The 15361-nt window shown below is 71.4% G+C and carries 13 protein-coding genes; 9 read left to right on the top strand and 4 right to left on the bottom strand.

The annotated features are described in order from the left end of the window. Positions 1–181 precede the first annotated feature (181 nt). Together ATK30_RS03195 and ATK30_RS03200 are read left to right on the top strand one after the other, a co-directional pair. Complete coding sequence (locus ATK30_RS03195; protein ID WP_101434232.1) at positions 182–1123, top strand: ABC transporter ATP-binding protein; 942 nt, start codon at positions 182–184, stop codon at positions 1121–1123. Further along, on the top strand, positions 1123–1929 hold the full coding sequence (locus ATK30_RS03200; RefSeq protein ID WP_101434233.1) for an ABC transporter permease: 807 nt from the start codon (positions 1123–1125) through the stop codon (positions 1927–1929). Before ATK30_RS03195 ends, ATK30_RS03200 begins: the two co-directional genes overlap by 1 nt. An 8-nt stretch (positions 1930–1937) precedes the next feature. Here ATK30_RS03200 and ATK30_RS03205 read toward each other — a convergent pair whose 3' ends face one another. Next, on the bottom strand, positions 1938–3143 hold the full coding sequence (locus ATK30_RS03205; protein ID WP_037366834.1) for an IS110 family RNA-guided transposase: 1206 nt from the start codon (positions 3141–3143) through the stop codon (positions 1938–1940). A 230-nt stretch (positions 3144–3373) separates the two neighbouring features. Between ATK30_RS03205 and ATK30_RS03210 the strand changes: the two genes are divergently transcribed. Then, positions 3374–4213 (top strand): ABC transporter permease, encoded by an 840-nt coding sequence (locus ATK30_RS03210; protein WP_101434234.1) that lies wholly within the window; start codon positions 3374–3376, stop codon positions 4211–4213. Between the two features lie 11 nt (positions 4214–4224). Here the strand turns inward: ATK30_RS03210 and ATK30_RS03215 are convergent, their stop codons facing one another. Continuing rightward, positions 4225–5652, bottom strand: a complete 1428-nt coding sequence (locus ATK30_RS03215; RefSeq protein ID WP_101434235.1) for a S8 family peptidase — start codon at positions 5650–5652, stop codon at positions 4225–4227. Positions 5653–6161: 509 nt separating this feature from the next. Between ATK30_RS03215 and ATK30_RS03220 the strand changes: the two genes are divergently transcribed. The 5 genes from ATK30_RS03220 to proB all read left to right on the top strand — a co-directional run bounded on the left by ATK30_RS03220 (position 6162) and on the right by proB (position 12900). Continuing rightward, positions 6162–9377, top strand: coding sequence for a translation initiation factor IF-2 N-terminal domain-containing protein (locus ATK30_RS03220; RefSeq protein WP_101434236.1), 3216 nt, complete (start codon positions 6162–6164; stop codon positions 9375–9377). Positions 9378–9538: 161 nt separating this feature from the next. After that, positions 9539–9853, top strand: coding sequence for a 50S ribosomal protein L21 (gene rplU, locus ATK30_RS03225; protein WP_009081084.1), 315 nt, complete (start codon positions 9539–9541; stop codon positions 9851–9853). Between the two features lie 47 nt (positions 9854–9900). Further along, entirely contained in the window at positions 9901–10158 is a 258-nt protein-coding gene (gene rpmA, locus ATK30_RS03230; protein ID WP_009081082.1) for a 50S ribosomal protein L27, read from the top strand. A gap of 118 nt (positions 10159–10276) precedes the next feature. Further along, complete coding sequence (gene obgE / locus ATK30_RS03235; RefSeq protein ID WP_101434237.1) at positions 10277–11797, top strand: GTPase ObgE; 1521 nt, start codon at positions 10277–10279, stop codon at positions 11795–11797. Continuing rightward, positions 11794–12900, top strand: coding sequence for a glutamate 5-kinase (gene proB, locus ATK30_RS03240; protein WP_101434238.1), 1107 nt, complete (start codon positions 11794–11796; stop codon positions 12898–12900). The genes obgE and proB overlap by 4 nt, the downstream gene beginning before the upstream one ends. Here the strand turns inward: proB and ATK30_RS03245 are convergent. Continuing rightward, a complete protein-coding gene (locus tag ATK30_RS03245; RefSeq protein WP_101434239.1) occupies positions 12897–13520 on the bottom strand; it encodes a TetR/AcrR family transcriptional regulator in 624 nt (207 codons plus the stop codon). The two genes, proB and ATK30_RS03245, sit on opposite strands and share 4 nt — an antisense overlap. Positions 13521–13612: 92 nt before the next feature. Here ATK30_RS03245 and ATK30_RS03250 point away from each other — a divergent pair, with 92 nt between their 5' ends. Beyond that, on the top strand, positions 13613–14857 hold the full coding sequence (locus ATK30_RS03250) for an FAD-dependent oxidoreductase (protein WP_101434444.1): 1245 nt from the start codon (positions 13613–13615) through the stop codon (positions 14855–14857). Positions 14858–14859: 2 nt separating this feature from the next. Here the strand turns inward: ATK30_RS03250 and ATK30_RS03255 are convergent, their stop codons facing one another. After that, the gene (locus tag ATK30_RS03255; protein ID WP_101434240.1) at positions 14860–15336 is read right to left on the bottom strand and encodes a hypothetical protein; all 477 of its coding nucleotides are present in this window, start codon (positions 15334–15336) and stop codon (positions 14860–14862) included. Positions 15337–15361: the final 25 nt, after the last annotated feature.

The raw sequence follows: 15361 nt of genomic DNA on the forward strand, positions 1-15361 counted from the left end.
GCCGCTCCTGGAGGGAATCTGATTCCCTCAGGGGTCCCCTCACGGACAGCTCGGACGTGCTGCGGTCGGGCTCGCGGTGGCGATACCTGCCGAGGCAGTGCGGATCCACCCGGATGCCGTAGCCCGCCCTCCGGGGAAACCGGTCGAGAATTGTCGGTCCCTCCCTCTACTGTCGTTCCTCGTGGGAGAGTCGGCATCGGAACCAGCGCTCGTGCAAGCGAAGGCGCTGGTCAAACGGTTCGGAGAGTTCGAGGCAGTCCGCGGCGTCGACGTCGAGGTGCGGCCGGGGGAGGCGTTCGGCTTCCTCGGGCCCAACGGCGCCGGGAAGTCGTCGACGATGCGGATGATCGCGTGCGTGTCCCCGCGCACCGACGGCGATCTGCGCGTCCTCGGGATGGATCCGAACGTCGACGGGCCGAAGATCCGCGCGCGCCTGGGCGTGGTGCCGCAGGAGGACAACCTCGACGTGGAGCTCACCGTCCGGCAGAACCTCCACGTCTACGGCCGCTATTTCGGCCTCTCCCGCGCCCACGTGCGGCGCAAAGCGGTGGAGCTGATGGAGTTCGCGCAGCTGTCCGAACGCGCCGAGAAACCGGTCGATTCCCTGTCCGGCGGCATGAAGCGGCGGCTCACCATCGCCCGGTCCCTGGTCAACGATCCCGAACTGCTGCTGCTCGACGAACCGACCACCGGGCTCGATCCGCAGGCGCGGCATCTGTTGTGGGACCGGCTTTTCCGGCTCAAAGCCCGCGGCACCACGCTGATCGTCACGACCCACTACATGGACGAGGCGGAACAGCTCTGCGACCGGCTGGTCGTCATGGACGGCGGGCGGATCGCCGCGGAAGGCTCGCCCGCCGACCTGATCGCCCGGCATTCCACCCGGGAAGTCGTCGAGCTGCGGTTCGCGCCGGGGGAGCAGCAGGACGCGGCCGACCGGCTCGACGGGCTGGCCGAGCGCGTCGAAGTCCTCCCGGACCGGGTCCTGCTCTACACGATGACCGGCGAGGCCACCCTCGAGCGCGCCCACGAGCGCGGCCTGCGTCCGCTGTCGAGCCTGGTGCGGCGCAGTTCCCTGGAGGACGTCTTCCTCCGCCTCACCGGCCGGACGTTGGTGGACTGATGACCGCTCCCGCCACCGGCCGCGTAGTCGGCCGCTTCCACGGCGCCTGGCTGCGCGTCGAGGGTTACTGGACGTGGTACCGCAGGCACTGGCTCAGCACGCTCTACTCCACCGGCCTGCAACCGGTGCTCTTCCTCGCCGCGATGGGGCTCGGCTTCGGCTCGCAGGTCAAAGCCGGTCCGGCGACCGGCGGCGTGTCGTATCTCGAGTACGTCGCCCCGGCGCTGCTCGTCGCCGGCGCGGCGCAGCAGGGCGTCAGCGAGTCGAGCTATCCGGTGCTCAGCGGATTCAAATGGCAGAAGGACTATCTCGCCGTCACCGCGACGCCGGTGTCTCCGGGCCAGGTCCTCGGCGGCCACCAGATCTGGACCATTCTGCGGCTCGCTCTTTCCGGCGCGGTCTACGCGCTCATCGCGTTGCTGTTCGGCGCCTGGGCCAACGCGGGAGCACTGCTGGTGATCCTCGTCGGCGTCCTCACCGGGCTCGCCTGCGGATCGCTGATGGCCGCGCTGGCGGCGTGGACCTTCGACGAGGGACAGCGGTTCGGGCTGCTTTTCCGCTTCGTCGTCATCCCGATGACCCTGTTCTCCGGCACGTTCTTCCCGATCGCCCAGCTGCCGCTGTATCTGCGCTGGCTCGCCTGGATTTCCCCGCTGTGGCACGGGACCGAGCTCGCGCGCGCCGCCACCCTCGGCGGACGCGGACTGCTCCCGGTGCTCGGGCATCTCGCGTATCTGGCCGCGCTGGTCGCGATCGGCTGGGCGATCGCGCACCGAGGCTTCTACCGACGGCTGGTGGCTGTCTAATGCTTTTGTCAAGCGGCAGGGGTGACTGTGGTGTGGTTGGCCTGGTACGGCTGGCGGGTGCGCAGGATCGCGTAGAGAACCGTCACGCGGCGGCGTGCGAGTGCGATGAGGGCTTGTTGGTGTCGTTTGCCTTCGGCTCGTTTGCGCGCGTAGAACGCCTTGCTGGCCGGGTCGGCTTGGATAGCGCAGAACGCGGAGTGGTAGAAGACGCGTTTGAGGTTCTTGCCGCCGCCGGTGGCTCTGCGCAGGTAGTGCATCTTCCCGGACTGTTGCAGCACAGGAGCCAGGCCCGAGGCGGCAGCGAGCGCGTCAGCGCCGGCGAATCGGGCCAGGTCGCCTGCTTCGGCCAGGAATTCGGCGGTGAGGGTGGCCCCCATTCCGGGCAGGCTCCGGACGAGGGCCGCGTCAGGGTGCTGGTCAAGAACCTCGGCGATCTCGGAATCCACGGCGGACAGACGAGCGCGCGTGGTGAGCGCATCGTTGGCCAGCTCGCGCACGAACTGCGCGGTGCGCGTTTCGCCGGGCACCCGCACGCGTTGGTGTCCGGCGGCCTCGAGCGCGGCAGCGGCAAGTCGGTCGGCGCGGTCGCTGCGGACCCCGTTGCGGTGCAGGTAGGCGGTGATCCGGGCTCGTCCGGCCCGGCGGATCTCGGCCGGTGTGGTGTAGCGCGTCAGCAGGCGCAGGTCCCCGAGGTTGGTCAGGTCCAGAGCTCGCTCCAGGCCGGGGAAGATGCCGGTCAGCATGTCGCGTGTCCGGTTGATGCGGCGGGTTTGCTCGGTCACCAGGTCGCTGCGGCGCGAGACCAGCAGGCGCAGGTCGAGGGTCAGCTCGTCGTCGCCGGTGACCGGCCGCCAGTCCTCGCGCAGCCGCAGCTGGTCGGCGATGACCCGGGCGTCGCGGGGGTCGGATTTGTGCTCGCCGCCGCGGGTGCCGTGGCGGGAGCGGTTCACGGTCAGGCCGGGCACGTGCACCAAGCGGTGTTCGGTGTCCAGCAGCATCGCGGTGACCAGGCCCGCGATTCCGCCCAGCACGTCGATGCCCACTGTCGCCGGACCGTGCTCGGCGGCGGCCTGGGCGAGCTCGGCAATGAACTCGCCGATGGCGTCGGGCGCATTGTCCACTCGCCGCGATACAAGCTCCCGCCCGGTTTCAGCCACAACGATTGCGGCCCAATGGAATTCCTTGGCGATGTCGATGCCCGCCACCAGCGTCACGGCTCCTCCGGTCCTTCAGCGAACGGCTTGGCGCGGCAACCTCATTCCGCCGTCAACGCCCTACATAGCGATGGTCCGCAGCGCCTAATCAGCGGTCAGAACAAGGTGGCGGGACCGGTGGCGGAGCCACCTGAGCCATCGGGGAGCAGCGTGATGAAAGCCATGCCGATCCCGCCCGCGCCCACCGATCATTCCGGACGACCGGCGGCACGTCATGAAGGTAGGGCGTGATGACCGACCTGCAGCACGCCCCGATTCTTCCGCAGCGGCGCGGAATCCTGCTCCGCGTCCTGCCCGCCGGGATGTACAGCGGCCGCGCGACGGCGCTGATCGAACGCGCGCTCACCGTCTACGGACGGTCGTGGACGATGCTCGCGTCCGGCGCGCTCGAGCCGTTGTTCTACCTGCTCGCCTTCCAGGTCGGCTTCGGCAAACTGGTCACCACGGTGCCGGGGCCGGACGGGCGGCCGATGAGCTACGTCGCGTTCGTCGCGCCCGCGCTGCTGGCATCGTCGGCGATGAACGGCGCGGTCTTCGAGTGCACGTACAACCTGTTCTTCAAACTGCGCTACGCCAAGACGTACGACGCGATGCTGGCCACCCCGGTCGGCCCGCTCGACGTCGCGCTCGGCGAAATCGCGTGGGCCATGATCCGCGGCGGCCTCTATTCGGTCGCGTTCCTGGCGGTCACCGGCGTCATGGGGCTGCTCACGTCGTGGTGGGCGCTGCTGCTCCTGCCCGCCGCGCTGCTCGTGTCGTTCGCGTTCGCGGCCGTCAGCATCGCGCTGGTCAGCTTCCTGAAGTCGACGTCGCAGTTCGACTACATCCAGCTCATCCTGATGCCGATGTTCCTGTTCTCCACCACGTTCTTCCCGATCACGGTCTACCCGGAAGCGCTGCGGTGGCTGGTCCGCTGCTTCCCGCTCTACCACGGGATCGAGCTGATGCGCGGGCTCGCGACCGGCATCTTCTCCTGGAGCATGCTGGGCAACCTGGCGTACCTGCTGGTGCTCGCCGCGATCGGGATCTGGGGCGCGACAAGGAGGATCGCGAAACTGCTGCTGACCTGAGCGCGGTCCGCTCAGCGCGCCGGGCTGGGCAGTCCGGCCTGCGCGGGCGCCACCGCGGACCGCGCGTCGACGAGGCCGTGGCCGTAGAAGCCGTTGTATCCGTCGTAGCCGGAACAGTAGGCGTCCTGCACCCCGTCGCCGGTCAGGTCGTAGTTGTCCGGGCACGGCATCGGCGTCGCGCGCGAGTCCAGCGCGCGGCGCAGCTCGGCGGCCGTCCAGGTCGGATGCACCGACTTGAGCAACGCCAGCACCCCGGCGACGTGCGGCGCGGCCATCGACGTCCCGCACATCGGCGCGTATCCGCCCGGGACGGTCGAAATCACGCACCGGTCGTCGCCGCCGCCCGGCGCGGTGACATCGACCACACCGAGCCCGTACGAGCTGTAGCCCGACTTCACCCGGTCCGGGCTGATCGCCGACGCCGTCACCACCTCCCGCAGCCCGGCGGGCAGCGCTTCGCACTTCCCGGCGGCGGACGGCGAACCCGAGCGGGCCGACGGCGTGAGGTCGACCGCCTCGTTGGTCGCGGCGGCGACGTTCAGCGTGCCCTGCGAAGTCGCGTATTCGACCGCTCGCGCCAGCACTTCGTGCACCACGCCGCGGTCGTTGCCGCGCACGCAGGACAGGGACCACGGATTCACGAACCAGCTGCTGTTGGCGATCGGCAGATGCCGCGCCGCCGACCACATGATCCCGCAGACCGCCGCCTCCGGATCGGCGTAGCCGCGGTCGTCGATCACCTTCACCGACGCGATCCGCACGCCCGGCGCGACGCCGGTGATGCCCTTGCCGTCGTTCGCAGCGGCGATGATGCCCGCGACGTGCGTGCCGTGCGCGGAGGTCGTCGGCTGCCACGCGGCCGGGCTGGGGTCCGGGACGCCGGTGAGACAGCCCGCCGAATCGTCCGGGTCGATCGCCGCGGCGAGGTCGGGGTGCTTCGGGTCGACGCCGGAGTCCAGGACGCCGACGACCACCGCCCGGCTGCCGCCGGTGATCTGGTGCGCGGCCGGGGCTCCGATCAGGTTCATGTCCCACTGCTGCGCGGACAGGTCCGTCGCGGGGACCCGCGCGGGATCGCTGAGCGGGAGTTCGGCGCGCGCGGGCTGCGCGGCGGTGCCCGGCCGTTCGGCGGCCGTGCGGGTGGCTTGCGCGCTGAACGTCCGTTCCGGGCCGAGGCGGTCCGCGAACGCCCGATCGGCTGAAGTGACGACCGCCACCGAAATCTGCGGGTAGTAGCCGACGAGCTGCCCGCAGCCCGCGCTCGTCTGCTGGCGGGCGGAGGATTCCGGGGTGCCGCGGTCGAAGGCGACGACGTAGCGCACCGTCCGGCCGTCCGAGGCGCATCCGGGACTCGCGGCGGCGGGGGAGACCGCCGCGCATCCGGCGAGAACCAGGAGGGAGCACACGGCCGCGCGCAGCGGCCGCGCCAGCACAGACACCGGACCTCCCACCGCGCGCGAGGCTATGCCGGGCGCCCGCGCGAGCGCCCGAGCCCGCACGCTAACCACCCGGGCCCGGCGCGACAAGCGAAGCGCGGAAGTTCCCCCGGGCGCATGATCGCGGCACGCCCGGGCGCCTGCCGCGGGACACCGACTACACCGGGTGTCCCCCCGGGTGTGGGATACTCGCGTTGGCCGCTGCGCCGACGGGCATCCCGCTCGCGTCGTGAGCGGCCCGGAGGAGTGCCGGACCGGCACCACGCGCGTCGCCCCCGGGAGGCCGGGCCAAGGTCGATGTCGTGGCGGGTGGCCCGGGGGTCGCGAGCAGGCCGGCACCCCGCCGAGCAGACCAGGAACCGAGCGGCCGCCGACCCGGCGGACCGCACGGCTGCCAGCAGGATTCCCGCCGCTGGTCACCACCACGGCGGGCACGGAACAGAAAGGGCCCCTGCGCGGCCGCGTCACCACCGGTGCGAACCGGCTGACGCGCCCGGGGGCGGAGGAGACATATGTCGAACGCGGACACACCCGCCGATCAGACCGGCGGGAATACCGCCGCACCCACGACCAGCAGGCTGGGCGAGCTGCCGCCGCGCATCCGCGTGCACGCGCTCGCCAAGCTGCTCGGCCTGAGCAGCCGCGACCTGCTCGGCAAGCTCGCCGAGCTGGGGGAGAGCCCCCGCAGCGCCCAGTCGAGCGTGACCAAGGAGGTCGCGCACCGCGTGGCGGTGATCCTCGACGCGGAGGCCGCGGGCGACTCCGCCGAGGCGGCCGGCCAGGACACGGCCGCCGGAAACGACGTCGCCGAGCAGGCGGCCGCCGGAGACCAGGACGGCGGGGCCGTCCCGGGACCCGCCGCCCAGGAGACCGCCGGTGAGGCTGCCGCGCCTGAGGCCGATGCCGCGGAGGTCGCAAGCACCGAGCCGGAAACCACCGAGCCGGAAACCACCGAGCCGGAAGCCGCCGAACAGAGCGCCGCCCCCGAAGCCGCCGCTGCGGGCGATGCCGCGCCGGAGACCGCTGCCGCGGAAGCCGCCGCCGAGCCGGAAGCTGCTGAGCAGGCGACCGGCGCCGCCGAGCAGGAGTCCGCTCAGACCGGCGAGAAGCGCACCCGCACCCGTCGCGCCCGCCGGGCCGTCGCGCCCGCGATCCCGGCCGAGCAGCAGGAAACCGAGCAGGCCACCCCGGCCCGCGGCCCCGTGCACGTGCCGGTCTTCGCCGCGCCCTCGCCGGTCTTCCTGCCGCCCGAGCCCCCGCAGCCGGCGCGGAGCAAGCCCGAGCCGCTGTTCGGCGTCGGCGAGGCTCCCGCGCAGGCCGAGCGTCCGGGCCGGGGCGAGCGCGCCGCCGACACCGCCGAGGAAGAAACCTCGGACGAGACCCGCGACGAGCGTTCCGACGAGGACAGCGAGGACGCGGGCGGCCGCCGCCGGCGCCGTCGCGGCCGTCGCGGCCGCGGCCGGGGCAAGGGCAGCGACGAGGCCCAGTCCGAGAACGAGGACGAAACCTCCGAAGACCGGCAGGACCAGCAGGCCTCGCAGGTCAAGGACTCCAAAGACACCAAGGACGCCAAGACCGAGAAGCCGGACGAGGCGGGCGAGGCCGAGGCGGAGTCCGACGACGACGCCGAGTCCGAGAGCGGCACCAAGCGCCGCCGCCGTCGCCGCCGTCGCAAGGGCGGGGACGACGAAGCGGCCGAGGCGACCGGCACCGACGACCCGCCGAACACCGTCACGCACGTCCGCCAGGCCAAGGCCGCCGAGGCCGAGCGCCCGGCGCGCGACGAGGTGCGCAGCGTCCGCGGCTCCACGCGGCTGGAGGCCAAGCGCCAGCGCCGCCGCGACGGCCGCGAGGCGGGCCGCCGCCGCGCCCCGATCCTGTCCGAGGCCGAGTTCCTCGCCCGCCGCGAGTCGGTCGACCGCACCATGGTCGTCGCCGAGAAGGGCGACTCGACGCAGATCGCCGTGCTCGAGGACGGCGTGCTGGTCGAGCACTTCGTGACGTCGGCGGGCACCGGCTCGATCGTCGGCAACGTCTACCTCGGCCGCGTCCAGAACGTGCTGCCCAGCATGGAGGCCGCGTTCATCGACATCGGCCGCGGCCGCAACGCCGTGCTCTACGCGGGCGAGGTCGACTGGGACGCCGCCGGCCTGGAAGGCAAGGCGCGCAAGATCGAACAGGCGCTGTCCACCGGCGACAGCGTGCTGGTGCAGGTCACCAAGGACCCGGTCGGGCACAAGGGCGCCCGGCTGACCACGCAGATCTCGCTGCCCGGCCGCTTCCTCGTCTACGTCCCCGCCGGCGGGGCCACCGGCATCTCGCGCAAGCTGCCGGAGAACGAGCGGCGCCGGCTCAAGGACATCCTCAAGCGGATCGTCCCGGAGGACGCGGGCGTCATCATCCGCACCGCCTCGGAGGGCATCAGCGAGGAGGAGCTCGACCGGGACGTCCAGCGGCTCAAGGCGCAGTGGGACGTCATCAAGGAGAAGGCCTCGGCCGGGACCGCCAAGAAGGGCGGGGCCCCGACCATGCTGTACGAGGAGCCGGACCTGCTGGTGAAGGTCGTGCGCGACCTGTTCACCGAGGACTTCGCGAAGCTCGAGGTCCAGGGCTCGACGGCGTGGGAGACCATCCACGGCTACGTGCAGCACGTCGCGCCCGACCTGGCCGACCGGCTCAAGCGCTACACCGGCACCGGCGACGCGTTCGCCGACCACCGGATCGACGAGCAGATCACCAAGGCGCTCGACCGCAAGGTCTGGCTGCCCTCGGGCGGCTACCTGGTCATCGACCGCACCGAGGCGATGACCGTCATCGACGTCAACACCGGCAAGTTCACCGGCTCGGGCGGCAACCTCGAGGAGACGGTGACCCGCAACAACCTGGAGTCGGCGGAGGAGATCGTCCGCCAGCTGCGGCTGCGGGACATCGGCGGCATCATCGTCATCGACTTCATCGACATGGTGCTCGAGTCCAACCGCGACCTGGTGCTGCGGCGGCTCACCGAATGCCTCGGCCGCGACCGCACGCGCCACCAGGTGGCCGAGGTCACGTCGCTGGGCCTGGTCCAGATGACGCGCAAGAAGATCGGCACCGGGCTGCTCGAGGCGTTCTCCGCGCCGTGCGAGCACTGCAAGGGCCGCGGCGTCGTCGTGTCCACCGAACCGCAGCGCACCGCGGGCGGCGGCACCGGGAACGGGCACAACGGGAACAACGGACACAGCCACGGCGGCGGCGACACCAAGAGCTCCCGGCGCTCCCGCGGCCGCGGGAAGGGCGAGGAGCAGCACGAGCCCAAGCCGGAGCAGGCCGTCCCGGCCCCGACCCCGGTGCAGCGCGAGTCCGTGGTGACGGCGGTGCAGGCCATGGCCAACGCGTCCAAGGCGAAGCACGAGCACCACGGTCCGGAAGCGTCGGCGGAGACCGCCGAGGCGAAGGAGCAGGAAGCGGTCAAACAGCCGGCTGAGCAGGCCGCTGCGCCGGAAAAGGCCGAGGACCGGACGGAGGCCCCGGCCTCTGTCCAGCAGCCGGAGCCGAAGCAGCCGGAGCCCGCGGCCGGCCAGGCCGCGCCGGAGGCGGAAGCCCCGAAGGAGACCGCGGAAGCGGGCTCCGCCGAAGAACCCGAGGTCGACGTTCCGGCCCCGGCCGTGCGCAGCGCCCGGCGCCGTCCGCGCCGCGCCGCTTCGCGTCCGGCAGGGCCGCCGGTGAAGGCTTCGGAGCAGAGCTGATCCACCACGGGTACCCCGGGTGCAGCAGCGCCCGGGGCCTCCCGTAACCTGTAGTACGGCTCATCGCAAGCATGAGCCGCTGCGCGAGCACCTGGACCGCCTCCCGGCGGGCCGGCCGCGCCAGCCCCCTAACCCATTGTCGAGTAATGCAGGAGACTTCCGTGTCGGCGTACGCGATCGTCAAGACCGGCGGCAAGCAGTACAAGGTTGCCGTTGGCGACGTCGTCGAGGTCGAGAAGCTCGAGGGCGAGCCGGGCACCGAGCACACCTTCCCCGCCGTGCTGTTCGTGGACGGTGGCGAGGTCACCACGGACGCCGACGCGTTGGCGAAGGTCTCGGTCACCGGCAAGGTCGTCGAGCAGACCAAGGGTCCGAAGATCCGGATCCACAAGTTCAAGAACAAGACCGGCTACCACAAGCGCCAGGGCCACCGGCAGAAGCTGACCCGCGTCGAGGTCACCGGCATCTCCAAGTAGTTCTCCGGATCTTCGCAACAGAAACTTTTCCAGAAGGGGCTTGAGCGATGGCTCACAAGAAGGGTGCGTCCAGCTCCCGCAACGGTCGTGATTCGAACGCCCAGCGACTGGGCGTGAAGCGCTTCGGCGGCCAGGAGGTGAACGCGGGCGAGATCCTGATCCGCCAGCGGGGCACCAAGTTCCACCCCGGCGTGAACGTCGGCCGTGGCGGCGACGACACGCTGTTCGCGCTCGCCGCCGGTGCGGTCGAGTTCGGCTCGAAGCGCGGCCGCAAGACGGTCAACATCGTGCCAGTCGAGGCCTGATCTTCGGTCTCGGCAGCGTCAGAACCTCCAAGCGAGGGGTGGGACCGGAATAACTCCGGCACCACCCCTCGTTTGTTTTTGTCCGGATACTTTTTCGCACGTGAAGTGAGGCAAGCCCATGGCGTCCCGGTTCGTGGACCGCGCGGTCATCCATCTGACCGCCGGGGACGGGGGAAACGGCTGTGCCTCGGTGCACCGCGAGAAGTTCAAGCCGCTCGGCGGCCCGGACGGCGGCAACGGCGGCAACGGCGGGGACGTCACCCTCGTCGTCGACGCCAACGTGCACACCCTCCTCGACTTCCATTTCCGCCCGCACGCCCGCGCCGGCAACGGCAAAATGGGCATGGGCAGCAACCGCAACGGCGCCGCCGGCGAGGGACTGGAGATGAAGGTCCCACCGGGCACCGTCGTGTTCACCGAGGACGGCGAACTCGTCGCCGACCTCACCACCCCCGGCACCCGGTTCATCGCCGCACAGGGCGGACGCGGCGGCCTCGGCAACGCCGCGCTCGCGTCGAAGGCCCGCAAGGCGCCCGGCTTCGCGCTGCTCGGCGAGCCCGGCGAAAGCCGCAACCTCGTGCTGGAGCTGCGTTCGGTCGCGGACGTCGGCCTGCTCGGCTTCCCGTCGGCGGGCAAGTCGTCGCTGATCTCCGTGCTGTCCGCGGCGAAGCCGAAGATCGCCGACTACCCGTTCACCACGCTCGTGCCGAACCTCGGCGTGATCACCGCCGGTTCGTCCGTGTTCACCATGGCCGACGTGCCGGGCCTGATCCCGGGCGCGTCCGAGGGCCGCGGCCTCGGCCTGGACTTCCTGCGCCACATCGAACGCTGCGCCGTGCTGGTGCACGTGGTCGACTGCGCGACGCTGGAGCCCGGCCGCGACCCGCTGTCCGATGTGGACGCTCTCGAGCAGGAGCTGGCCCGCTACACGCCGGGGCTGGGCGGCAAGCTCGAGGAACGCCCGCGCGTGGTGGTGCTGAACAAGATCGACATCCCGGAAGCGGCCGAGCTGGCCGAGTTCGTGCGCCCCGACCTGGAGGCTCGCGGGCTGCGCGTGTTCGAGGTGTCCACCGCGTCGCGCAAGGGCCTGAAGGAGCTGACCTTCGCGCTGGCGGAGGTCGTCGAGGCCTACCGCGAGGCGCAGCCGGTGCTGGAGCCGGAGAAGATCGTGCTGCACCCGCTCGCGATCGACGACAGCGGGTTCTCGGTCGAGCCCGATCCGGACGAGGAAGGCGGGTTCATCGTCCGCGGTTCGCGCCCGGAGCGGTGGATCCGGCAGACGAACTTCGCCAACGACGAGGCCGTCGGCTACCTCGCGGACCGGCTCAACCGGCTCGGCGTCGAGGAAGCGCTGGCGAAGAACGGCGCCCGCCCGGGCAGCCCGGTCACCATCGGCGACATCCAGTTCGAATGGCAGCCGTCCACGCCGGGCGTCGCGGTGCATCTGTCCGGCCGCGGCACGGACGTCCGGCTGGAGCGCAACGACCGCGTCGGCGCGGCCGAGCGCAAGGAAGCCCGCCGGATCCGCCGCGACGGCACCGGCGAAGAGGACGAGCCGATCGACGAGGAGACCCCGTCCGTCGAGGCTGAACTGGACGACGTGTGGGAGGACGAGGAGCAGGCGGAGCGCGACCGGTGAGCGGCACGCGCCAGGAGATCGCGCAGGCGCGCCGGCTCGTCGTGAAGGTCGGTTCCTCGGCGCTGACCACCGCGGGGGACGGGCTCGACGTAGCTCGCCTCGACGCTCTGGTCGACGCGATCGCGGACCGCGTTGCTCGCGACGCGCAGATCGTGCTCGTGTCGTCGGGCGCGATCGGTGCCGGGCTCGCGCCGTTGAAGCTGGGCAAGCGTCCGCGTGACCTGGCTACCCAGCAGGCCGCGGCGAGTGTCGGACAGCTCGCGCTGGCGCACGCGTACGCGGAATCGTTCGGCCGCTACTCCCTCACGGTCGGCCAGGTGCTGCTCACCTCGGACGATGTCGTCCGCCGCGCGCACTACCGCAACGCGCAGCGCACGTTCTCCCGGCTGCTCGCGCTCGGCGCGGTGCCGGTCGTGAACGAGAACGACACCGTTGCCACGCAAGAGATCCGCTTCGGCGACAACGACCGGCTCGCCGCGCTCGTGGCGCACCTCGTCGGCGCCGACGCGCTGGTCCTGCTGTCCGATGTGGACGGTCTGTACGACGGCGACCCGCGCGACGGCGCGACCCGCAAGATCACCGAAGTGCGCGGCGAGTCCGATGTGGAGGGCATCGCGGTCGGGATGTCGTCCTCGGGTCTCGGCACCGGCGGGATGGTCTCGAAGCTTTCCGCCGCGCGCACCGCGGCCGGGGCCGGAATCCCGGTGCTCCTGGCCGCCGCCGCGGACGCCGGGGACGCGTTGCGCGACGCGAACGTCGGCACCGCCTTCGCGGCCGCGGACACGCGCCTGTCCGCCCGCCGGTTCTGGCTCGGGTACGCCGCCGACACCTCCGGCCGCCTCCGCCTCGACGACGGCGCGGTGCGGGCGATCCTGCGCCGCCGATCGCTGCTGGCGGCCGGGATCACCGGGCTGGAGGGGGATTTCGAGGCCGGCGATGTGGTCGATCTGGTGGATGCGGCGGACGTCCCGGTGGCGCGCGGGGTGGTCGGGTTCGACGCGGGGGAGTTGCCCGCGTTGATCGGCCGGTCGAGCCATGAGGTTCCGGTGGAGCATCGCCGGGAGGTCGTGCACGCGGACGACCTCGTTCCGCTGCGCCGCTAAGACCCCGAGAGATGCCGGGCCACGCGGGCGAGCTGCTCCGCGTAGTACTCCACAAAGGACTCTGACGACGGATCCTCCCCGGTGAGCGCTTCCGCGATCCGGGGGAGCGACGTCGGCGCGCTCGCCGCCGCCATCAGCATCAGCAGCAACGTCTTCGGGTCCACGTCGGACGGGAAGTCGCCCGCTTCCTGCCGGGCCCGCATGTACTCGAGCTGTCCCCGCAGGAACTCGCGCTGCGATTCCGCGCCCGCCTTGCTCGCGGTGCCCTCGGCCATGTTCTCCCGCAGGAACAGCCGCGCCTGGTCCTGATCGGAGAGCCCGCTCCGGGCGAAATCCGCGACCACGTCCGCGAGCGGCCGGTCCGCCGTGGTCATCGCGGCGAACCCGGAGAACGGTTCGCTCGCGACCTCCGCGTACAGGCCTTCCTTGCCGCCGAAGTAGTACGAGATCAGCTGCTTGTTCACGCCCGCGCGCTGCGCGATGTCGCTGACCCGCGCGGCCGCGTACCCCTTGCTGCCGAACTCGGCCTTCGCCGCCTCGAAAATGCGGGCCTTCGTGCGTTCGGGATCGCGCTGACGCTCACCGGGGCGCGGCGCGCGGCGCGGGGTGGTCTCGGACACCTCGGCAGCCTAACCGACGCATTAATCATCCTGATGGTTGACACAATCATCCGTGAGGATGATTATGGTAGGCGACCGAGAGGGGAATGACCATGAAGAAGATCAAGGTGGCGGTAGTAGGCGGCGGCACCGGCGGGTTGTGCCTGGCACACGGCTTGTCGCGGGCCGGGTTCGAGGTGGCGGTGTACGAGCGCAGCCGCACGAGGACCGAGCGCCTGCAGGGCTACCGCGTGCACATCGCGCCGATGGGCTCCGCCGCACTGCACGAGTGCCTCCCGACGGCGGCGTGGGAGCAGTTCCTGGCCGCCACCGGGGTCAGCGAGGGCACGTTCGGCTTCGTCACCGAGAAGATGCGCGAGCTGGCGGTCTTCGACCCTCCGTCCAGCGCCGACCCAGCCGCCGCGCATCACTCGGTCAGCCGGATTTCGATGCACCAGGCGCTGTCGTCCGGACTGGACGGAATCCTGTGGCACGACAAGGAATTCGTCCGCTACGAGACCGATGCCAAAGGCGTCGGCCTGCACTTCGCCGACGGCACCACCGCCGAGGCGGACCTGGTCGTCGGCGCGGACGGCGCGAGTTCGCGGGTCCGCGCGCAGCTGCTGCCGCACGCGAAGCGAGTGGACACCGGAATCCGTACCATCATCGGCAAATTCCCGTTGACCGAAGAGTCCCGCGCGCAGCTCCCGCGACAACTGGCGACGGCCCCGACGCTCGTGCTGCCCCCGCCGGGCTGCGGGATGTTCACCGCGCCGCACGAGTTTCCGGCGGCATCGGTCAACGACGAGACCGCGACCGTCGACCCAGTGCTGTTCGACAACACCGCGAGCTACGTGATGTGGTCCTACGGCGCGAAGGCCGGGCATTTCCCCGCTGACCTCGCCGAATTGGACGCTCCCGCGCTTCGTTCGCTGATGCTGGACCGGATCCGCGACTGGCATCCGGCGTTCAGCCGCCTGGTCCGGGATTCGCCGGACGGCACGGTGAGCATGCTGCCGATCCGCACGTCGGTGCCGGTCCGCGAGTGGGAGACCGGCCCGGTCACCCTGCTCGGCGACGCAGTGCACAGCATGACGCCGTTCCGCGGCATCGGCGCGAACATCGCCCTGCGCGACGCGCAAGTGTTGTGCCGCAATCTTTCTCGCGGCGGCGACGTAACCGCTGCGGTCGCCGACTACGAGCGGCAGATGCGGAAGTACGCGTACCCGCAAGTGCGTGGTTCGTTGCGCAGCGCCGAGCAGTTCGTGACCGAGAGCCGATTCAGCCGCGGGGCGACGCGTGCGTCGATGGCCGTGGTGGGCGCGGGCCTCTCGCTGCGGCGGAAGCTGCGAGGCTGACGTCAGCCCGCGCCGTACCAGCGCCCGCCCGGCGGCATGGCGTATTCCGTGTACAGGAGAGCGGCCAGGGTCTGCCAGCCGGTTTCGTCCGCGGCGTAGGTCCGGCCGCCCGGCGCGACCAGCACGGCCTGGCCGCTGGCGTCGGCGACCAGCGAGATCGGCACCCGGAACTCGTCGTAGTCGTGCCGCACGAGCCAGCGCCATCCGATCGTGAACCGGCGGCGCGCGGTCACCGGATAACGCACGTCGACGTCGGACACCCCGGTGCCGACGGCCGTCCACAGCGGAGTGACGCGGAGTCCGGCGAGGTGCACGAGCTGCGGTTTCTTGCCGTCCGGTTCGAAGCGGTAGTACGGACGCCTGCGCCACTGTTCCCAGCGCAGCCGCCGTCGTTCCCGCCGGATCGGGCCGCGCAGCCGGGACAGGGCCTCCTCGACCAGCGCCAAGGCGCGGGCGTAGTCGGGATCATTGCGGGACACGAGATTCTCCCCTCTCTCGTGCCCG

Source organism: Amycolatopsis echigonensis, assembly GCF_002846615.1.
Classification (GTDB): Bacteria; Actinomycetota; Actinomycetes; order Mycobacteriales; family Pseudonocardiaceae; genus Amycolatopsis; species Amycolatopsis echigonensis.